Raw genomic sequence first — 19017 nt, forward strand, 5'->3', positions numbered from 1 at the left:
GTAGTTAATTTCAGCTGTTCCGCTCCTAAGTTTCAAGATGCATGCTGTAGTCAGGCAGATAAAAATTGACAATCAGGCCAATAGGGACAGGGCTTTTACCCAAATACGGTCGTTATGAACGGCGCGTGACAGCGGTGAAAAAAAATATTCAGCAAACGGTTTACCAGAGCGTAACGATGCTGATAAATTAAATGTCATGCGCGTAGCGTGACACGTCAATGCCCTTCCCGCTTATTCCTTTTTCTCAGTGACTGAGCATCGGGCACTCATTGCCGGCCAGCCCCCGTCATTCCCCACTTATTGAAGGTGGCTATATGAAAATCTCGACTAAACTGTATGGCATGGCGGCGATCAGTCTCATTGGCCTGGTCGCCATGCTCGGCACGCTGTATGTGCAAATGGCAGTAGTGGATCAGCGCATCATCGATGCCACCCAGAATGCCCAGCCCTCGCTGGTCATCGCAGAAGAGGTCAAGGCCCACTACATCGAGGCGCGCCGGCAGGCCATGATCCATGCCGCCAGCCTGGATCCCGCCGACAAGAAAGAGGCAGAACAGGGTATCCAGAGCAATGTCGACACGCTGCTGAAGGACCTCAACACCTACAAGAGCACGTTGCTCATCAACGATGAGGATCGCGCCAATGTCGAGGCGACGCTGGCGGCGCTGAAGAAATGGCAGGCGTCGATGGCCGACTTCCTGGCGCTGTCCGGCAAGGGCACGGTGGAAGGGAACGCGGCTGCGCTGCAGTTCAGCAAGGACAAGATCACGCCGGTCGCCGCCGATGCCTATGCCGCCATCGACAAGCTGGTCGAGTTCAACAAGACCCTCGGTACCCAGTCCGGCCTCGATGCCGTGCAGGCCGGCCAGAACGCAAAATGGACGCTGCTGGCGCTGGGGCTGACACTGCTGGCCGTGATTACCGGTTCCAGTCTGTGGGTGGCGTTCAGCGTCAAGGCCTCGCTCGGCAAGCTCGAAGTCAAGATCGTCGCCATCACCAGCGAACGCAACCTGACCCTGCGCGTCGACGACAGCGGCACGGACGAGATCGCCCATATCGCGTCCCGCTTCAACCAGCTGCTGCAGATGCTGCAGACCAGCTTTGTCGAACTGACCCGGATCGGTCAGGCAGTCGGCGGGCACGCCACGGCGGTCGCCGACTCGTCGGAACAGATGTCGCAGGCGGTCGAACAGGTCAGCGAATCGACCTCCAGCATGTCGGCGGCGGTCGAACAGATGACGGTCAGCGTCAACCACGTTGCCGACCGCTCGGCCCAGGCCGATGAAAGCGGCCGCGCCGCCGGCGAGGAAGCCACCCTGGGCGCCGCCGTGATCGGCGAGACCATCAGTGCCATCCGCAGCACCTCGGACAGCGTCAAGCTGGCCGCGGAGCAGATCGTCAAGCTGCAGGAAAAGACCACGTCGATCGGCGCCGTGATCGATGTGATCAAGGACATCGCCGACCAGACCAATCTGCTGGCGCTGAACGCAGCGATCGAAGCCGCCCGTGCCGGCGAAACCGGCCGCGGCTTCGCCGTGGTCGCCGACGAGGTACGCAAGCTGGCCGAACGCACCGCGATCTCGACCCAGGAAATCACCGCCACCGTGCAGTCGATGCAGGGAGACGCCAACCGGACGGTCGCCTCGATGAAGGGTGTGGTCACCCAGGTCGAAACCGGCATGAGCTCGGCCAACCAGGCGACCGAGGCCATCAACCGCATCCTCGAGCGCACCAGCGGTGCCGTCGAGCAGATTTCCGAGATTTCGTTTTCGATGCGCGAGCAGTCGCTGGCCAGCACCAGCATCGCCCAGCAGATCGAACGCGTGGCACAGATGGCCGAAGAAAGCCATTCCAGCTCGCAGAACAACTCGGCCACCGCCGCCAACCTGAACGATCAGGCGCAGCGGATGCTGACCACCATCGCCCAGTTCCAGGTATAGCGGCGAGCGCGGTCGGAATGGCTTCCTTTCAAGGAGACAGTGATGGTCATGACCCGGTTGGACGACGACACCGTGACGCGGCTCCGTGCCAGCGGCTACCATGCCAAATGTTTCATCCGGCACGGCATGGCCCTGTTTTTCATCTATCGCTGGAAGGCGGGTACGGCGACACCGCCGCCGCCGTCCACCCCCCGCCCAGCGCCCTGAACAGCGTGACCCGGTCGTTGCCGACCTGCAGGGCAGAGGCAGCGAGCCGGGCGCGGGCCTCGACATGGTCGGCCTGTGCCAGCAGCACGTCGAGATAGGCAATGGCACCTGCCCGCCAGCGCTGATCAGCCAGTCGGTATGCCCGGCCGGCACGGTCCCGTGCATCGCGCAGCGCCTCATGCTGCGACAGCGACGCGTCATAGATCGTCAGCGCCTGTTCGGCCTCCTTCAGCGCCGTCAGCACCGTGCCATCGAAGGCGGCCAGCGAGGCGGCCGTCCGGGCTTTCGCCTGCCCGACACGGCTGCGTGCTGCCATCACATTGGGAAAGTGCCAGCTGATCAAGGGCCCAAGGGCGAATGACCAGTCCTGGTTCCCTGCGTCGTTGCGCAGCCGGCTGCCCGTCGCGCCCAGGGTAATGCGCGGATACAGATCGGCAACGGCAATGCCGATCCGTGCAGTATCTGCCGCCAGCCGGTGCTCGGCCTGGCGGATGTCCGGCCGCCGGCGCAGCAACGCCGCACCGTCCCCGACCGGCATCGGGCCACGCAGCACCGGTGCCTGCAGGCATTGCGCCGCCGTCCCGGGCACGGCGGCCGGCGGACGGCCGAGCAGCGCGGCCAGCTCGAACAGCGTCGCCTGCCGCTGCCCCTGCAGCGGGGGCAGTGCCGCCCGTGCCCGCGCGGCACTGGCGCCGGCCCGTTCCACATCGAGCCGGGATGCCGAGCCTGCCTGCCATTTCTGCGTGACCAGTTCCAGACTGTGCGAAGTCAGCGTCACCGACTCGCGGGCGATGGCAATCGACTCGCCGAGCGTGCAGGCCTCCACATACGCACGAGTGGTTTCCGCCACGACGGCGACCCGCGCCGCATCACGGGCGGCCGCCATGCTGCCGGCGTCGTGCTGCGCCGCCTCGATATCGCGCCGAACCCGGCCGAACAGATCGACTTCATAAGCCAGTTGCAGACCGCCGCTGTACGACCATTGCACCGGCGCCCGGCCCGGGCCGGACGATGCGGCCGCGTCACGGCCATACTGCGCGCTGCCGCTGACGGTCGTGGCCGGCCACTGCGCACTGCGTGCCTCGCGGAACATCGCCTGTGCCCGGTCGAGATTGGCCTGGGCAATGCGAAGGTCGGTGTTGGCTGCCAGCGCAGTCTGCACCAGGGCATCCAGCGATGCGTCCTCGTACAGCCGCCACCAGTCGTCGGGCAGCTCGGCCCCGTGAGCCACGGCGCGGGTTGCCGGCGACACGAAGGCGCCGGTCGCCGCTGCCGGCACGGCCGCGGCCCGGTAGTCCGGCCCGCTGGCGCAGCCTGCCGCAGTCATGACGAGTGCAGCCAGCAGCCCGCTGCCGCTACGGCGGGAAACGATCGGACGCTCAGTCATGGGCCACCTCCGCCACGGCAAGTTCGCGCGCCCGCAGGCTGTCGTGCGCCGCCCGGTGATCCCGGGCCAGGAAGGAATAGACCGTCGGCAGGACAAACAGGGTAAACAGCGTGCCGATCAGCAGTCCCATCACCACCACGATGCCGATGGCGAACCGGCTGGCCGCACCGGCGCCGCTGGCAAACAGCAGCGGCACCAGCCCGGCCACCATCGCCGCCGTGGTCATCAGGATCGGGCGCATGCGGACGGCGGCGGACTTGCGGATCGCCGCAACCCGGTCCAGCCCCTCGTGTTTCTGGATTTCATTGGCAAAGGCAACCATCAGAATACCGTGCTTGGAGATCAGGCCGATCAGGGTGACCAGGCCGATCTGGGTGTAGATATTGAGTGTGCTGAAGCCGAGGTACAGCGGCACCAGGGCCCCGCACACCGCCAGCGGCACCGTGACCAGGATGACCAGCGGATCGCGGAACGATTCGTACTGCGCCGCCAGCACCAGAAAGATCACCACCAGCGCAAACAGGAAAGACACGGTCAGCCGGTTCCCCTCGCTGACGTACTGGCGACTGTCCGCCTGCCAGTCGATGCTGGCGCCGGCCGGAATCGGCTGGTGTTGCAGGAAATCCACCGCCTGGCCCATGGTGACGCCGGGCGCCAGCACCGCCGACAGCGTGGCCGCATTCATCTGGTTGAACTGCGGCAACCGGTTGGCTTCCGGGTGCATGTCGAAGCCCACCACGGTGGACAGCGGCAGCAGCGCCCCCGAGGCGGCGCGGACATGGAATTGCCCGAGGCTGTCCGGCGCCAGCCGCTGCGCGCGCGGCACCTGGGCGATCACGTCGTAGGAGCGGTCGTGCCAGTTGAAGCGGTTGATGTAGTTCTCGCCGACCAGGATCGCCAGCGTGTCGGCAATGGCGCTCATCGTCACTCCCATCTCGCCGGCCTTTTCGCGATCGATGCGGATCCGCGCCCCCGGGCTGTCGAAGGCCAGATCGCTGTCGACGAAGGCGAACAGACCGCTGCCCCAGGCCGCCGCCTTGATCTTTTCCATCGCGGCATACAGCACCGGAAAATCATCCGGCGAACGCAACACCATCTGCACCGGCAGGCCGCCGTTGCCGGCAGGCAGCGCCGCGCCGAGGAAGGCTGCCGCATACACACCGGTGACAGCGGCGCCGTCGGCATTCAGCCGGGTCTGGATCTGCGCCGCGCTGCGGTCGCGCGCCGACCATTCCGTCAGCAGCACCCCGCCAAAGGCATTGTTGGCGCCGTCGGTGCCATTGGTGAACCAGCTGCTCGCATACTCCGGCAGCGACTTGAACAGCTGTTCGATCTGGCCGGAATAGCGCTGGGTGTAGTCGATATTCGCGTACTGCGGCGCCCTGGCCTGGACAAAGACATAGCCCTGATCCTCGGACGGTGCCAGCTCGCGCCGGCTGCCGTTGAACAGCACGACAATGGCCACCAGCACCGCCGCGCCGACCATCAGCACCACCGGTCGCGCGGCCAGCGTCTGCCCGAGCAGCCGGTCATAGTTCCGGGTCAGCCGGCCCATGGCAGCTTCGACCCGCCGTGACAGCCGGCTTTCGCTCACTTTGGCATCGAGCAGCCAGGAACTCATCATCGGCGACAGCGTCAGCGCCACCAGCCCGGAGACAATGACCGAGCCGGCCAGCGTAAAGGCAAACTCGCGGAACAGCGCACCGGTCAGCCCGCCCATCAGCCCGATCGGCGCATAGACCGCGGCCAGGGTCAGGGTCATGGCAATGACCGGTCCGACGATCTCGCGCGCGCCGACCAGCGCCGCCCGCACCGGAGACAGCCCGTCCTCGATATGACGGTGGATGTTCTCGACCACGACAATGGCATCATCGACCACCAGGCCGATGGCCAGCACCATGGCCAGCAGCGTCAGCAGGTTCAGCGAAAAGCCGAAGGCAAGCATCAGCGCCGCCGTGCCGATCAGCGACAGCGGGATGGTCACCACCGGAATGATGACCGCGCGGAACGAGCCCAGAAACAGGAAGATGACCACGATCACGATGGCGACCGCCTCGATCAGGGTGTGGATCACCTCGTCGATCGACGCATTGACGAAATGCGCCACGTCGAACTGGTTGGACACGGTCATCCCCGGCGGGGCCACGCGCTGGATGGCCGGCAGCAGCGCCTTGACCGCCCGGACAATCTCCAGCGGGTTGCCGTCCGGCGTCGGCGAAATGCCCAGGATCACGGCCGGCCGGCCACTGCTGCTGGCGGTACTGTTGTAATTCTGGCCGCCGATTTCGAGCGTGGCGATATCGCCGAGGCGGACCAGTCCCCCGCTCCCCTGCCTGACCACCATCTTGCGGAAATCGTCGAGGCTGGTCAGATCGGTACCGGCCATCAGGTTGATCGCCGTGTCGCGGCCCTTCAACTGCCCCGGTGCCGCCTGCACATTATTGGCGCGCAGCGCCGCCGCCACATCCGGTGCGGTCAGCCCGCGCGCTGCCATCCGCGCCGGGTCCACCCAGATGCGCATCGCCAGCGCCTGGCCGCCGAACAGGTCGACCGAGGCCACACCGGGCACGGACGTCATCAGCGGCTGGGCCACGCGGACGGCAAAGTCGGTCATCTGCGGCACACCCAGCGTGTCGCTGGTAAAGGCCACGTACTGGATGGCCGACGCACCGTCAGTCATCTTGCTGATGACCGGATCGTTGACGCCTTCCGGCAACTGGTACCTGACCTGCTGGACCTTGGCCAGAATTTCGCTCATCGCCCGGTCGGCATTGGCGTTCAGCACCAGCTTGGCCTTGATCTGGCTCTTGCCCTGGGTCGAGGTGGACGACAGGTACTCGATGCCGCTGGCCGTCGACACCGCCTGGGCGATCGGCGTGGTCACGAAGCCCTGCATCACCGCCTGGGTGGCACCCGGGAAGCGGGTGTCGATAACAATGGTCGCGCTTTCCATGTTCGGGTACTCGCGCACCTGCAGCGAGAACAGCGCACTGCCGCCGATCAGCAGCAGCATCAGGCTGACCACCAGAGACAGGACGGGACGGCGGATAAAGAGATCGGTAAAGCGCATGCTCAGTGCCCCCCCGCGCCGACCAGCCGGCTGACCCGCAGCGCCGCGCCGGGCTGGATGCGCAGCTGGCCCTCGGTCACCACCACATCGCCGGCGCGGAGTCCGCGCGTCACCACGACGTCGTCACCGATACGCCGGCCCAGCGTGACTGCCACCCGCTCGGCGGTTCCCACCTGCCGGGGCCGGTCGCCACGGATCGCCACCACGCTGTCACCGGCCGCCGACAGCTGGACTGCCGTCGCCGGCAGTACCAGCGCCTGGCGTTCCGGCGGCAATTGCAGGGCCGCGCTGACATGCATGCCGGGTCGCAGCGCGCCGCCGGCGTTGTCCAGCGTTGCCTGCAGCCGGAGATTGCGCGTATCGCGATCGACCCGCGGCTCGATGGCACTGACCGTGGCGACAAACGCCCGCCCCGGCCAGGCATCCGCCGCCACGCGCACCGTGGCGCCGACCCGCACCTGCGCCAGGGCCTGCTGCGGGATCGAGAAATCGACGTACAGGCGGTCAATATTCGCCAGGGCGGCAATGGCGTCACCGGGATTCAGGTACTGGCCAAGGTCGACCTGGCGTACGCCAATCACGCCGGGGAATGGCGCCCGGATCTGCTTCTGCGCAATCCGCGCATCAAGCTGCTGCACACTGGCCTGCGCCTGATCCAGCTCGGCCTGATGCTGCTCCAGCAGTTCTTTCGGCTCGGCACCGGTCGGTACCAGCAGCCGCGAGCGGGCCAGCAGGGTCTGCGCCAGCCGGACCCGCGCCAGCGCGGCAGCGCGATCGGCCCGCTCCGGCGCGTCATACAACTGGACCAGCAGGTCGCCGGCCGCGACCCGGGTGCCCGAGGCAAAGTGCAGACCGGTCACCCGGCCGGCGGATTCCGGAGCCAGCACCACTTCGCGCACCGCGCGCAGCGAACCGACCGCATCCAGCACGGCGGGGGCATCGCCGGCCTGCAGCACGGTGGCGACCACGGCAACCGGTGTCGCCGGCTGCGGAGCGGACGCAGGGTGCCGCCACTGGCGCCAGCCGGACAGGCCGGCGGCAAGCAGGGCAAGGACCAGGGTGGCGCCCAGCGCGGCGCGGGAAAGGCGTGGACGGGGAGAGATATCGGGTTGATCGACCATGAATGGCTTCCGTTCGGCATAACAGTAGCCGGCACTCTATTTCCTCAACCTTGCTTGAGGTAAAGTGCCCACATACTGGAACGGGAAACTTTTCATGCCAAAGCGATCAGTGCGACGCGATCTGTCCACCGGGCCCTTCGTGCCGATGACGGCAGAAGAGTTCGCCCGCGAACTCAGTGTCGGCGAGGTTGCCGCCCGCAGCGGCATCGCCGTGTCCGCACTGCACTTCTATGAGGCCCAGGGCCTGATCACCAGCCGGCGCAATGCCAGCAACCAGCGCCGCTATCCCCGGGCGGTCCTGCGGCTGATTGCGGTGATCAAGGTGGCGCAGCGCACCGGGATTCCGCTGGCGGAAATCCGCGAACACCTGGCCTGCCTGCCGCACGACCGCCCGGTCAGCGCGGCGGACTGGGCGAAGTTGTCTGCCGGATGGCACGAAGTGCTGGATGACCGGATCGCGCGGCTGCAGCGGCTGCGCGACCAGCTCGGCACCTGTATCGGCTGCGGCTGCCTGTCGCTGACCGACTGCCCGCTGCGCAACCCGGGCGACGAGGTGTCGCGCGAAGGCGCCGGCCCGCGTCTGCTCGACCCGGGCTGAGGGTGACTCAGGCCAGCGTGCGCTTCATGATGGAAACCTGCTCGCCGTCATATTCAATCGACTTGACGGCGCGCCAGCCATGCTTGCGGTACAGCGCCTGCTGGTCCGGCGTATACAGATAAATATCCTTGAAATTCTGCGCCCGGCAATAATCGACACATTTCTCGATCAGGGCGGTACCGATGCCCTTGCCGCGCGCTTCCGGGCAGGTATACACCTCACTCATCCAGTGAGTGCCTTCGCGAATTTCCTTGATTTCATGCTGCAGCACGCTGGCGGTACCGAGGAGTTTCTTTTCATCGCCGAGGGCGACAAAACAGGTTTCTCCCGTTTCCGGCTGGCTGCGCTTCAGAAAGCGCTGCCTGATTTTTTCCGGATTCGACCAGTTGGTGAAAGCTGACCATTCAGCGTGCAAATGTTTGACAATCTCCGGGATCAGATCCGGACGACTGGACAATCTGACGATTTTCATTACCTGACTGCAATCAAATTTTTATTGGAAATCTGCCGGATTATTAAAACAATAATTTAATAATCCGGAAATACATCAGCATGATACCTGAAAATAACCGGATAAAAAAGGCCGGGCGGGCGACCTCACCGCCGGCGCGATGTTTTATCCCTTGTTCTCCGGTGTTAAACCGGGTTGCCGTTGCTCGGATTCGCTCAGTTCCAGCCGTCATTTTTTCATTACAGTCCCAGTCGCTTATACCGTTCGAATAAACCGGAACCCGACATGAACAGAATGCACCGCACCGTCTGGGTCAAGCCGTTCGGCTCCTGGGCCAACCAGGATGATCGCGACGGCGTCGCCGGCTACAAGGCCACCACCGCCCATGCCGGCATCGGCCTCGGCCGCACGCTGATGCTGCGCGAGCACACCTCGTTCACGCCGTCGGTTCGCGCCGACTACACCTGAATCCGCGACCAGCCCTACACCGAGAGCGGCGCCGATGCGCTTCTGTCGACGTTCTCGGCACAGGTCCCGAACCATCCGGAGTGGATGGATGCCCAATACCGGCTGCCCGCCGCCGACGTGCTGCGGCGCACCGGCTATCCGGAAGACCTGTCGCAGCGGCAAGCCGCCCCGGCCCGGTCGAGCGACGCCTGCAGCAGCGCAGCCTGACGGCAGATCTGCTGCCGCAGGAATGCCTGCAGCGGGTCCGCCTCCAGCCCGGGATGCCACAACAGTTCGACCCCGATGGACAGGTCCGCATCGGCGATCGGCTTCAGCTGCAGGCCGTGGCTGCGCTGGCTGACGACCTGTCCGATCACGTCGGGCAGCACCGATACCGCCGGCAGTTGCTCCAGCAAGGCGGGAATGGCCAGCAGGCTGGCCATGCTGACCAGAATCCGCCGTTGCAGGCCATGCTGGTGCAGATAGTCGTCAACCATGCTGGCGCTGTCGCCGGCATAGGACGTGTAGACATGCGGCACATCGGCCAGGTCCGCCGCGCGCAAGGTCGCCGGCAGATGCAGCCGGTCCTGGTGGTGCAGACAGACAAAACGGCTGACCAGCAGCGTTTGCCGCTGCAGCCGGGATGTCAGATGCGGGAAATAGCCGATCGCGCAGTCGATGCGCTGGCTTTCCAGCGCCTGCCCGACCTCGGCGGATGACATGGCCTGCACTTCCAGTTGCAGGCCGGGCGCGCAGTCCTGCAACTGGATGATCAGGGCCGGCAACAGGGCGACTTCCAGCAGATCCGGCATGGCCAGCCGTACCTTTGCCTGCGCCGTTGCCGGATCGAAAGCCTGCGGCTGCAACAATTGCTGGCCCTGTTGCAGCCACTGCGTCAGCGGCTGCAGCAATGACGCGGCCAGCGGCGTCAGCACCATGCCCCGGCCATGGCGGTACAGCAGCGGGTCCCCGGTCCGCTGCCGCAGGCGCTTGAGGATATGGCTGACCGCCGGTTGTCCGAGGCAGAGTTTCTCCGCGCTGGCGCTGACACTGCAGGTCGTCAGCAGGGTGTGCAGCACCACCAGACTGTTCAGATCCAGCCGCCGCAACTGCACGGGATTGATATTATTCATAGTAATATATTACATGATGAGTATTGATTTTATTACTTTATCCGGACTCCCTACACTGGTGAATTCATTACTCGTCACCCGCCGGCATGTTCGACTCCCGCAGTCATTTTCAGCCTCCCCGCCGTTACCTGTTCGCCATCATGCTGGTAGCCAGTCTGGAATTCATTCAGAACGGCATGCTGAATTTCGCGGCCAGCGCCGTCATGGGCGGCATCGGCGCCGCGCCTGAAGAATTCAGCTACGCAGCCATGGCCTATGCGAGCACGGCGATTGTGGTGCTGTTCAACCACCAGCGCTGCAGTTACTGGCTGGGGCCGCGCCGGTTCGTGCAGGGCTCGCTGCTGCTGTTCGGGCTTGGCGCCGTGCTCTGCGCCTGCGCCAGCACGCCGGCGGCCTTCATTCTCGGCCGGGCGGTGCAGGGGCTGGGCGGCGCGGTGTTTTTTACCGCCGCGCGGGTCGAAGTCGACCGGCTGCAGGACAAACGCAAGATACTCGGCCTGCTGTGCTTTGGTTATGCGCTGATGCTGGGTTCCGCGTTCGGCCCCCTGCTCGGCAGTCAGGCGCTGCGCCATCTGGACTGGCGCTGGATCTTCTGGGGCATCCTGCCGTGGCTGGCCCTGGCCCTGCCGGCCACCCGTCTGCTGAGTCTGCGGGCGCGACGGCCACGCCCCTCGTCGTCCACCCCGCACGCGCTGGCCTGGCTGGCAGCGGCAGTGCTGGCATTGCAATGGCTGATCCAGCAGACACCGTATGATTTTTTCGGCCAGGCACAACAGCTGCTGATGATCCTGGCGCTGTGCGGCATGGCGGCACTGGTGGCGATCCGCCTGCAGGGCGGCAATGCCCGCCTGGTTTACAGCTGGCGTTCGCTGGCGCAATTGCGCTATGTGCTGGGGCTGTTTTTCTATTTCTGCTGCTATCTGCTGGTATCCGCCAACAGCTATATCCTGCCGGTCATGGTGCAGCAGGCACTGGGCTTTGATGTCCCGACTTCCGGACAGCTGCTCTCGGTCAGCTTTCTGGCCGGCATGCTGTTCGCCACCGTTTACGCCGCCCTGCTGTTCCGGCGGCGGGCGCCCGGGCTTCGCATCATGCTGCTGATCGCCTGCGCGCTGCTGGCGGCCTATGGCCTGCTGATGACCAGCACAATCCATCCCGGCATGACGCTGTGGCAGCTGACCGCAATCCTGCTGCTGAACGGCGGCTTCATGTCGCTGTTCATCATGGCGGTGGCGCAAGGCACCTTCCGCGAGGTCCGGCCGGCGCAGTTCGCCCACGCCTACCAGACCAAGAACATCGTCCGGCAACTGGCCATTTCCATGGGCGTGGCGCTGAGCACCGTATTTCTGCAGGCACGCAATGCCCTGCACTACCAGCGACTGTCCGAAGGCTTTTCCTGGCATGCCCCGCGGTTCACGGAAGCCATGGACCACCTGCAGCAACTGCTGCCGCAACTCGGGCAGGAGCAGCGGCTGGCGCTGCTGGTCGGCGAGCTGGTGCAACAGGCGATGCTGCTGTCCTGCCAGGATTTTTTCCGGCTCGAAACCGGCGTGGCGGCCGTTCTGGTGCTGATCATCCTGCTGCAGCGGACATTCCGGGAATGAGCCGGGCCTCGGCAAGGGCACCGGCGCCCGTTTATGATGCACGGATGCCATCGACCCCGGGCCACTCATGAACACCGACAGAATCCAGACCCTGCTGCAGGACATCTGCCTCGTCAGCGAGCGCAACCACGCCATCGTGCAGCAGGTCAGGCGCCTCGCCCTCGCCGCGGACGACGGGGTGAGCGAGGAGGTCAAGTATGGCGGCATCCTGTTTTCCACTACCCGCTCGTTCTGCGGCGTGTTCTCGTATGCGAACCACGTCACGCTGGAATTCAGCGCCGGTGCCTCGCTACCGGACCCGTTCCACATGCTGGAGGGACAGGGGAAACTGCGCCGCCATATCAAGCTGCAACAGCTGGAAGATATGGCGGACAGGCATGTCGCGGACTATATCGCGCTGGCTTGCGCGGCGGCCTCGTCCGCCACATAGCCTGCCGGCAGTGCCGGCCAGTCGATTGCCTGCGGAAAGGCCGGCTGCAGCGGCAGGTCGCGCAGTGCCTGGCGATAGGCGCGGACTTCGGCCAGTTGCCCGGCGCTGACCGGGTAGTCCGGCATCAGCAGGTAGTCGGTCGCGGCGATCAGGGCGTCGCGACGGGCGCGGGCAGCGTCAGCCAGCGCATTGTCATCCGGAGCCGGGGCGTCGCGCAGCACCGGGTGGCCATGTTCGTCAGCCTCGATGCGCTGGCCGGCGGATTGGCCGGTGAGCAGGGCGGTATGCTCGTCGCGGGTGATTTCGATTGCGTCGGCAGGGATGGCGTCGCCATGGATTTCGCGGTCGTAGAAACCACCAGCCTGCGCGGAATACAGCATGATGCTCATTTTCCGATTGCCCTCCAATAGAGAATCTGGGTTGTCGTCGACCCGTTGAAAATCGCGCATCGGGTCGTGTCGAACGGCGGGTTTACCGTCGGCGCATTGCCGGCCAGTCCATCACGCGTGACCTGTACATTGAACAATGCGGATGGGAATGCAATGGGGAATGTCACCGTAACCTGAGTTCCACCCGGCACAGAGACACTGCCCCATTGCTCAATATCTCCACCGGGCAATCGCCGATAACCGTTTGTGACCAGCGAGCCCTGAAATGCAGTCCACGGCACCTTGTCCGCCCCCAGCTTGCTGACCTCGGTCGCCAGTTGCGCCGCATCGGCTGCACCGGGATTGACCACCGCGCCGAACAGGCGGATGACCCAGCAGCCGGTGACGTTAAGCGGGCGGTTTTCCGGAGCTGTCGGCACCTGGCGGGACGCGTCAAATTTCAGCGAGTAGGAGGCTCCAGTCGAACCACCTGCACCAGTCGTTGTGGCCTGCGTCCCCTCGACGAACGGCCCGGTCGCCCGGGACGACCGTCTGAAAATATCGTCGCAATACTCACCGACAATATTGCGGATCGCATCCCCCTGAATCATGCCGTCAGCCCCAGCCGACAGCGCCCCATCCCCGCGCATGAACAGCGCGCCCAAGCTCCCCGCCGACTTGCCGTTGTAATCCGGCAGCCGGAACGTGCCCGCCCCATCCCCCGCCGTGAACTTGCCGCGCTCGGTCGGCGTGGCCAGCCAGGCGGCGTCGGTGGCCACCGGCACATTGCCGGCAGCGATGCCGGCCCAGGCGTCCGGGTACAGGCTGCGCGCCAGGGTCTGACCGTCGGCCGGCGCATAGCCGGCCGGAATGGCGGCGCGGTTCGGGCACCACAGCGGAAACAGCAGCGGCAGACCGGCGGCCTGGTCGCTGGCCCTGGCGAAGTACGCGGCCGGGTGCCCGTCCAGCGCGGCGCTGTCGCGCGCCTTGTCGTCCCGGCCGAGGAACAGCGCCTTCAGCGCCTGCAGCCACTGGTTTTTCCGCGCCGGCTCAGGCTGCATGCCGGCAGCAGCCAGCAGCGTGATCGCCTCGGTCTGCAGGTCCTGGATGCCCGACTGCACATCGTTCAGGTGTGCGGAGGTCACGATGGTGCCCATCTCGCCGGTAAACGGATTGCCGTCGTGGAACAGGCCGTCCGGTGAGTCAATCGAGGGCATTCGGTCTTGCATGGTCAGCTCCTGGTTGCGAACAAGGTGTTCAGTTGCAGCAGTGTGCAACCCGGGCGGTGAAGCTAACCATGGGCAGGATTTCAGTGACTTTGCCCTCCGCGGCGGTCTTGCCGTGCCGTCTTGCGCCAGCATTGACGGGATAACGCCCCGCGTTATATTCCACGCATGGCGATCCACGGCCTCATCGACAAGGAGACCGGCAAGATCTGACTCGGGGAGATCTCCCGACAGCTGCCGGCGGAAATCCAGAACGTGGCTCGTCGAGAGCTGCGGATGCTCAACAATGCCCATGCGCTTGACGACCTGCGCATTCCGCCAGCAAAGTCCCTCCCTCTTTGTGCCGGGCCTTCAGGGGCGGTTCGGTCAGTGCGGCAGTGTATCCACCAGCGCCCGGGTGATGTCGGCCATGGCGGCATTGCGCGCCGCCACCGATGCCCCGGTTCCGGTGATAAAGATGGCCAGCACGACCGGCTTCCGGCCGGCAGGCCAGATCACCGCGACATCATTCATGCTGCCATTGGCCCCGGAGCCGGTTTTGTCGCCGACACGCCAGCCGGCCGGCAGGCCGGCGCGGATCTTCGCATCACCGGTCCGGTTCGCAACCAGCCAGTCGGTCAGCTGACGGCGCGAGGCGGGAGACAGTGTCTGTCCCAGCACCAGTTGCTTCAGCGAGCCGGCCATGGCGACCGGCATTGTCGTATCGCGCTCGTCACCGGGGCGGGCTTCGTTCAGCGTGGGCTCGTTGCGGTCCAGCCGGGTCTTGCTGTCGCCCAGTGAACGCAGGAAAGCCGTCACCCGTGCCGGGCCACCGACTCGCTCAAGCACGAGATTGGCGGCGGTATTGTCACTCTGGGTGATCGCCGCCTCGCACAGCTCGCCCAGGCTCATGCCGGCCTTGCCCACATGCTTCCCGGCTACGGGAGCATGTTCAAGCAGATCGTCCGGCCGGATTTCAATGCGCCGGTCCAGCATTTCCCGGCCCTGATCGACCTGCGACAGCAGCAGCGAGCACAGCAGCGGCTTGAAGGTGCTCATCATCGGAAAACGCTCATTGCCCCGGTACGCCCACTCGCGGCCGGTCCCGGTGTCAATGACGGCGACCCCCAGCCGCGCATTGAGCGACTGCTCGATGGCGGCCACTCGGGTTGTCAGCGGATCGTCCGCCGCCAGGGTGTTGCCCGGCAGGGCGGCGGCGCTGGCCGCGAGGGAAAAAACCACGGCTGCCAGCCGGTTTCGGCAAACCAGATTCATCGGTCATGTCCTTTAATTATTTGGGCAAGCGCATCGTATACACGGTGGATGGTGGCGACAAACGATGATATTTTGCCCCTGACATCAATAAAATCTGGCCTCAGCATGGATCGCCCTCACCTGCCGCTCAATGCCCTCCGCGCTTTCGAGGCCTCGGCGCGGCACTGCAGCTTTACCAAAGCGGCGATCGAACTGTGCGTGACCCAGGCAGCAGTCAGCTATCAGGTCAAGAAGCTGGAGGAGCAGCTCAATGTCCGGTTGTTCAAACGGTTGCCCCGGGGGCTGATGATCACCCAGGAGGGCGAAAGCCTGCTGCCGGTGCTGCAGGACAGCTTCGACCGGATGGCCGGGGTGCTGGACCGCTTCCAGGGCGGCCGGTTCCGGGAAGTGCTGAGCGTGGGTGCCGTCGGCACCTTTGCCGCCGGCTGGCTGTTTCCACGGCTGGCGGACTTCCGCGAACGCCATCCGCTTGTCGACCTCCGGCTGTCCACCCACAACAACCGGGTGGATATCGCCGCCGAAGGGCTGGATTTCGCCATCCGTTTTGGCGATGGGGCCTGGCACGGCACGGCGGCGGCAAAACTGTGCGAGGCGCCGTTCTCGGTGCTGTGCGCGCCGGACATGGCGCAGGGTCTGCGGACGCCGCAGGACGTGATCGGCAAGACCCTGCTGCGCTCCTACCGGCCGGAAGAATGGACGCGCTGGTTCGAGGCCGCCGGTCTGCCGCTGCCGGTACCGCCGCACAAGCAGGTGGTGTTCGACTCCTCACTGACCATGATGGATGCGGTCCTGCAGGGGGTCGGCCTTGCCCTGGCCCCCGCGCTGATGTTCCGGCGCCATCTGGCCGGCGGCAGCATCTGCCAGCCGTTCGACCTCAGCGTCAGCATGGGCAGTTACTGGCTGACCCATCTGAAGTCCCGTACCCCGACCCCGGCCATGCTGGCATTCCGCGACTGGCTGATGGCCACGACCCGCTAGCGGCCCGGCACCCCCGGGTCTCAGGACTGCCCGATCATCAGCAGCGCCGTCAGCAGCAGCATCAGCGCAAATGACTGCTTGAGCCGCCGTTCCGGCACGCGGTGCGCCAGCGCCACGCCCCACGATACGGTAGCCATGCCGCCGGCCGCCAGCGCGGCCCCCAGCCGCCAGTCCACATGCTGCGCCCGACCGTAGGTGGCCAGGGCGACCAGCGCGCCCGGTACCACCAGTGCCAGGGCCAGCCCCTGCGCCACCGCCTGGCGCTTGCCGAAACCGCGCACCAGAATCGGCGCGGCCACGATGCCGGCGCCGACGCTGAACAGGCCGGCGAACAGGCCACCAACCACGCCGACGGCCGGCAGATAGCGTTCGTTCCAGTGCGCCCCCGGGCTGGCGTTGCCGGCACGCGGCCGGCTGGTCCAGAGAAAATACGCCGCCAGCCACAGCAGGAAGACGGCAAACGCCAGCTTCAGTAGCCGGGCATCCAGCGCCACAGCCAGCCGCGCGGCCGGATAGGTGGACAGGATGGAGGTCAGCCCGATGGCCAGCGCCGTGCGCAGCGGAAACGGGTTGCGCTGGCGGTAGCGCCAGAAGGCGATCAGTACATTGGGCACCATCATCACCAGCGCCGTGCCCTGGGCCAGCTGCTGGTCCATGCCGTACAGCAGCACCAGTACCGGGATGGCCAGAATGCCGCCGCCGATGCCCAGCAATCCGCCCAGTGCGCCCAGTGCCGCCCCCAGCAGCAGGGCCAGACCCAGTGTCATGATCAGCGCCATCGTCATCGCCTGCATTTTCCCGGAAACAGGCCGCCAGTGTAGCCTGTCGAAGAATGGATATAATTCCGCTCAGGGAAAGCCATTCTTTACTTGAGCGCAACAATGAGCGATGTCTCCGATCTGGCCTTCTTTGCCCGGCTGATGCAGTGCGGCAGCCTGAGTGCCACCGCCCAGGAACTCGGCGTGACGCCGCCTTCGGTCAGCCGGCGGCTGTCCGCGCTGGAACAGCGACTGGGCGTGCGGCTGCTGAACCGCACCACCCGCACGCTGGCCCTGACCCACGAGGGCGAGCGTTACCTCGACAAGGGCCGGCATATCCTCAGCGAGCTGGCCGAGCTGGAACGCGAACTGGCCGGCAGCCAGTCGGCGCCGCAGGGCCTGCTGCGCGTCAATGCCACGCTGGGCTTTGGCCGCCGGCATATCGCGCCGGCGGTGTCCGCCTTCGTGCGCGCATATCCGAAGACCGAAGTACAGCTGCAGCTGAGCGACCGCATGCCGGTCCTCACGGCCGGTGCCTTCGACGTCAGCATCCGCTTTGGCGAACCGCCCGAAGCGCGGCTGGTGGCCAGAAAGATTGTCGCCAATCGCCGCATCCTGTGCGCCGCACCGGCCTACCTCGCCGCCCACCCGCCGATTGTCACCCCGCGCGACCTGAGCCGGCATGCCTGCATCGTGGTGCGCGAAAACCACGATGCCTACGGCCACTGGCAGATTCACGCCGGCCAGCGGCAGGAAACGGTCAAGGTTGGCGGTCCGCTGGCGACCAATGACGGCGAAACCGCCGTCAACTGGGGACTGGACGGGCACGGCATCCTGCTGCGCTCACTGTGGGATGTGGCGCCCTGTCTGCAATCCGGCCGCCTGTGTCAGGTCCTGCCGGACTGGCAGGGCGCGCCGGCCGACATCTGGGCGCTGTATCCGCCCCGGCTCGAACAGTCGACCCGGGTACGGGTGTTCGTCGGATTTCTGACCGACTACTTTGCCCGGAGCACGATGGCCGCTGGCTGACCGCGACCGGCACCATCCCGCAGACCCGGACAGCGGGAAGACAGGCCCCGGTCGATGACCGGAGTCCGGCAGCAGTAGCGCCGGCGCCGGCAGCAGGGCACAGTACGGCGATGCAAGGAGGATGAACATGGCAAGCAGGGAAGAAATCGCCGATTTCATAGCGGCTGAATTTCCACAGACGCGAGTGGTCATCGAGGACGTGGGCGACCGGGGTGCCACCGTGTCGCTGGAAACCGGAGAGGCCGATCTGCGCCCCGGCGGGACCGTGTCGGGGCCGACCCTGATGGCGGTGGCGGATGTCGCCCTCTATGTGGCCGTGCTCGGCGCCATTGGTATCGTGCCGCTGGCAGTGACGACCAGCCTGACCATCAATTTTCTGAGAAAACCCGAATCGCACAAGCGGGTGATCGGCAAGTGCGCGCTGATGAAAGTCGGCAGGAGCCTGGTGATGGGGGAAGTCGCCCTTTATTCGGAAGGTGTCGCAGACCCGGTCGCCCATGTGGTCGGCACGTATTCCGTTCCGCCATCCGGTGCCAGACAAACCGGTTCCCGTTGAATCAGGCGGCGGATCATGGCGGGCTCCGGCAGCTATTCCATCCCGCTTCCGGATGGCCCGCAGCCAGCCATGTGACATGGCCTGATCGGTGGCAAATTTATTTATGAATATATCCGGGTCCTAATGATCGGTGAGGACAATGCATGGGGTCACGGCCTTGCGGCCAGTGACACCGTCTGGAGCGCTGCTGCCCTGTGGCCAGCGTGCCATTTCGTGTTGTCACCTTGCAAAGGATCGATTCATGAGCACCGCCTCCGTCAGCAATACAAACGGGACTTCCCCTGCCCACGCCCCTCACCACAAGCACGGCTCGACTGAAGTCAGAAACCACCGGAACAGTAACGGCGACGCGAACGACAGCAGCAAGCCGGCATCGTCGACGCCGGCCACTTCGGTCAACAGCAGTGGCCAGACAACCGGGAAAGTCATCAACGTCACGGCCTGAATCGTGCCTGAACGC

Annotated in this window: 18 protein-coding genes; 9 read left to right on the forward strand and 9 right to left on the reverse strand. The window is 65.5% G+C overall.

The features are described 5' to 3' along the window. The first annotated feature begins 314 nt into the window (after positions 1-314). Entirely contained in the window at positions 315-1940 is a 1626-nt protein-coding gene (locus tag DFO50_RS14980; protein ID WP_107888486.1) for a methyl-accepting chemotaxis protein, read from the forward strand. 139 nt (positions 1941-2079) lie between these two features. Here DFO50_RS14980 and DFO50_RS14985 read toward each other — a convergent pair whose 3' ends face one another. The 3 genes from DFO50_RS14985 to DFO50_RS14995 are packed head-to-tail and all read right to left on the reverse strand — an operon-like array spanning position 2080 to position 7725. Continuing rightward, complete coding sequence (locus DFO50_RS14985) at positions 2080-3534, reverse strand: efflux transporter outer membrane subunit (protein WP_112692804.1); 1455 nt, start codon at positions 3532-3534, stop codon at positions 2080-2082. After that, complete coding sequence (locus tag DFO50_RS14990; protein WP_112692805.1) at positions 3527-6604, reverse strand: efflux RND transporter permease subunit; 3078 nt, start codon at positions 6602-6604, stop codon at positions 3527-3529. The genes DFO50_RS14985 and DFO50_RS14990 overlap by 8 nt, the downstream gene beginning before the upstream one ends. 2 nt (positions 6605-6606) lie before the next feature. Next, positions 6607-7725: an efflux RND transporter periplasmic adaptor subunit gene (locus DFO50_RS14995; protein ID WP_112692806.1), complete on the reverse strand. Its 1119-nt coding sequence runs from the start codon at positions 7723-7725 to the stop codon at positions 6607-6609. Between the two features lie 94 nt (positions 7726-7819). On the opposite strand from DFO50_RS14995, the gene soxR reads away from it, so the two are divergent. After that, positions 7820-8323: a redox-sensitive transcriptional activator SoxR gene (gene soxR / locus DFO50_RS15000; protein WP_276324994.1), complete on the forward strand. Its 504-nt coding sequence runs from the start codon at positions 7820-7822 to the stop codon at positions 8321-8323. Positions 8324-8330: 7 nt separating this feature from the next. On the opposite strand, the gene DFO50_RS15005 is transcribed toward soxR, so the two are convergent. After that, entirely contained in the window at positions 8331-8795 is a 465-nt protein-coding gene (locus DFO50_RS15005; RefSeq protein ID WP_107888488.1) for a GNAT family N-acetyltransferase, read from the reverse strand. 264 nt (positions 8796-9059) lie between these two features. On the opposite strand from DFO50_RS15005, the gene DFO50_RS15010 reads away from it, so the two are divergent. Continuing rightward, entirely contained in the window at positions 9060-9242 is a 183-nt protein-coding gene (locus DFO50_RS15010; RefSeq protein WP_107888489.1) for an autotransporter outer membrane beta-barrel domain-containing protein, read from the forward strand. Positions 9243-9376: 134 nt separating this feature from the next. Here the strand turns inward: DFO50_RS15010 and DFO50_RS15015 are convergent, their stop codons facing one another. Next, entirely contained in the window at positions 9377-10354 is a 978-nt protein-coding gene (locus tag DFO50_RS15015; RefSeq protein ID WP_107888491.1) for a LysR family transcriptional regulator, read from the reverse strand. 86 nt (positions 10355-10440) lie between these two features. On the opposite strand from DFO50_RS15015, the gene DFO50_RS15020 reads away from it, so the two are divergent. Together DFO50_RS15020 and DFO50_RS15025 are read left to right on the forward strand one after the other, a co-directional pair. Beyond that, the gene (locus tag DFO50_RS15020; protein WP_107888492.1) at positions 10441-11958 is read left to right on the forward strand and encodes an MFS transporter; all 1518 of its coding nucleotides are present in this window, start codon (positions 10441-10443) and stop codon (positions 11956-11958) included. A gap of 67 nt (positions 11959-12025) precedes the next feature. Further along, positions 12026-12388 (forward strand): DUF1801 domain-containing protein, encoded by a 363-nt coding sequence (locus tag DFO50_RS15025; protein ID WP_107888493.1) that lies wholly within the window; start codon positions 12026-12028, stop codon positions 12386-12388. Here DFO50_RS15025 and DFO50_RS15030 read toward each other — a convergent pair. From DFO50_RS15030 to bla, 3 genes are all read right to left on the reverse strand, one after another. Further along, entirely contained in the window at positions 12346-12768 is a 423-nt protein-coding gene (locus DFO50_RS15030) for a phage tail assembly chaperone (RefSeq protein WP_199489850.1), read from the reverse strand. The genes DFO50_RS15025 and DFO50_RS15030 overlap by 43 nt on opposite strands. A 5-nt stretch (positions 12769-12773) precedes the next feature. Next, positions 12774-14276, reverse strand: a complete 1503-nt coding sequence (locus tag DFO50_RS19230; protein WP_158537478.1) for a phage tail protein — start codon at positions 14274-14276, stop codon at positions 12774-12776. A 72-nt stretch (positions 14277-14348) separates the two neighbouring features. Then, positions 14349-15236, reverse strand: a complete 888-nt coding sequence (bla, locus tag DFO50_RS15045; RefSeq protein ID WP_028499833.1) for a class A beta-lactamase — start codon at positions 15234-15236, stop codon at positions 14349-14351. Positions 15237-15341: 105 nt separating this feature from the next. Here bla and DFO50_RS15050 point away from each other — a divergent pair, with 105 nt between their 5' ends. Further along, complete coding sequence (locus tag DFO50_RS15050; protein WP_112692809.1) at positions 15342-16214, forward strand: LysR family transcriptional regulator; 873 nt, start codon at positions 15342-15344, stop codon at positions 16212-16214. Between the two features lie 20 nt (positions 16215-16234). Here DFO50_RS15050 and DFO50_RS15055 read toward each other — a convergent pair whose 3' ends face one another. Further along, positions 16235-16993, reverse strand: a complete 759-nt coding sequence (locus DFO50_RS15055; RefSeq protein WP_233495278.1) for a sulfite exporter TauE/SafE family protein — start codon at positions 16991-16993, stop codon at positions 16235-16237. A 102-nt stretch (positions 16994-17095) separates the two neighbouring features. Here DFO50_RS15055 and DFO50_RS15060 point away from each other — a divergent pair, with 102 nt between their 5' ends. The 3 genes from DFO50_RS15060 to DFO50_RS18965 all read left to right on the forward strand — a co-directional run bounded on the left by DFO50_RS15060 (position 17096) and on the right by DFO50_RS18965 (position 19002). Then, positions 17096-18001 (forward strand): LysR family transcriptional regulator, encoded by a 906-nt coding sequence (locus tag DFO50_RS15060; RefSeq protein WP_028499830.1) that lies wholly within the window; start codon positions 17096-17098, stop codon positions 17999-18001. A gap of 127 nt (positions 18002-18128) precedes the next feature. After that, positions 18129-18557, forward strand: a complete 429-nt coding sequence (locus tag DFO50_RS15065; RefSeq protein ID WP_028499829.1) for a PaaI family thioesterase — start codon at positions 18129-18131, stop codon at positions 18555-18557. Between the two features lie 241 nt (positions 18558-18798). Continuing rightward, entirely contained in the window at positions 18799-19002 is a 204-nt protein-coding gene (locus DFO50_RS18965; RefSeq protein WP_146745116.1) for a hypothetical protein, read from the forward strand. Positions 19003-19017: the final 15 nt, after the last annotated feature.

It is taken from the genome of Microvirgula sp. AG722, from assembly GCF_003269145.1.
Taxonomy (GTDB): Bacteria; Pseudomonadota; Gammaproteobacteria; order Burkholderiales; family Aquaspirillaceae; genus Microvirgula; species Microvirgula aerodenitrificans.

Coding starts and splice junctions, on each gene's coding strand:
- DFO50_RS15015 (WP_107888491.1), bottom strand. CDS start 10,354: ATGAATAATATCAATCCCGTGCAGTTGCGGCGGCTGGATCTGAACAGT.
- DFO50_RS15060 (WP_028499830.1), top strand. CDS start 17,096: ATGAGCGATGTCTCCGATCTGGCCTTCTTTGCCCGGCTGATGCAGTGC.
- DFO50_RS15005 (WP_107888488.1), bottom strand. CDS start 8,795: ATGAAAATCGTCAGATTGTCCAGTCGTCCGGATCTGATCCCGGAGATT.
- DFO50_RS15065 (WP_028499829.1), top strand. CDS start 18,129: ATGGCAAGCAGGGAAGAAATCGCCGATTTCATAGCGGCTGAATTTCCA.
- DFO50_RS14990 (WP_112692805.1), bottom strand. CDS start 6,604: ATGCGCTTTACCGATCTCTTTATCCGCCGTCCCGTCCTGTCTCTGGTG.
- DFO50_RS15020 (WP_107888492.1), top strand. CDS start 10,441: ATGTTCGACTCCCGCAGTCATTTTCAGCCTCCCCGCCGTTACCTGTTC.
- DFO50_RS19230 (WP_158537478.1), bottom strand. CDS start 14,276: ATGGGCATTGTTGAGCATCCGCAGCTCTCGACGAGCCACGTTCTGGAT.
- DFO50_RS14985 (WP_112692804.1), bottom strand. CDS start 3,534: ATGACTGAGCGTCCGATCGTTTCCCGCCGTAGCGGCAGCGGGCTGCTG.
- soxR (WP_276324994.1), top strand. CDS start 7,820: ATGCCAAAGCGATCAGTGCGACGCGATCTGTCCACCGGGCCCTTCGTG.
- DFO50_RS15010 (WP_107888489.1), top strand. CDS start 9,060: ATGAACAGAATGCACCGCACCGTCTGGGTCAAGCCGTTCGGCTCCTGG.
- DFO50_RS14980 (WP_107888486.1), top strand. CDS start 315: ATGAAAATCTCGACTAAACTGTATGGCATGGCGGCGATCAGTCTCATT.
- DFO50_RS18965 (WP_146745116.1), top strand. CDS start 18,799: ATGAGCACCGCCTCCGTCAGCAATACAAACGGGACTTCCCCTGCCCAC.
- DFO50_RS15025 (WP_107888493.1), top strand. CDS start 12,026: ATGAACACCGACAGAATCCAGACCCTGCTGCAGGACATCTGCCTCGTC.
- bla (WP_028499833.1), bottom strand. CDS start 15,236: ATGAATCTGGTTTGCCGAAACCGGCTGGCAGCCGTGGTTTTTTCCCTC.
- DFO50_RS15050 (WP_112692809.1), top strand. CDS start 15,342: ATGGATCGCCCTCACCTGCCGCTCAATGCCCTCCGCGCTTTCGAGGCC.
- DFO50_RS14995 (WP_112692806.1), bottom strand. CDS start 7,725: ATGGTCGATCAACCCGATATCTCTCCCCGTCCACGCCTTTCCCGCGCC.
- DFO50_RS15030 (WP_199489850.1), bottom strand. CDS start 12,768: ATGCTGTATTCCGCGCAGGCTGGTGGTTTCTACGACCGCGAAATCCAT.
- DFO50_RS15055 (WP_233495278.1), bottom strand. CDS start 16,993: ATGGCGCTGATCATGACACTGGGTCTGGCCCTGCTGCTGGGGGCGGCA.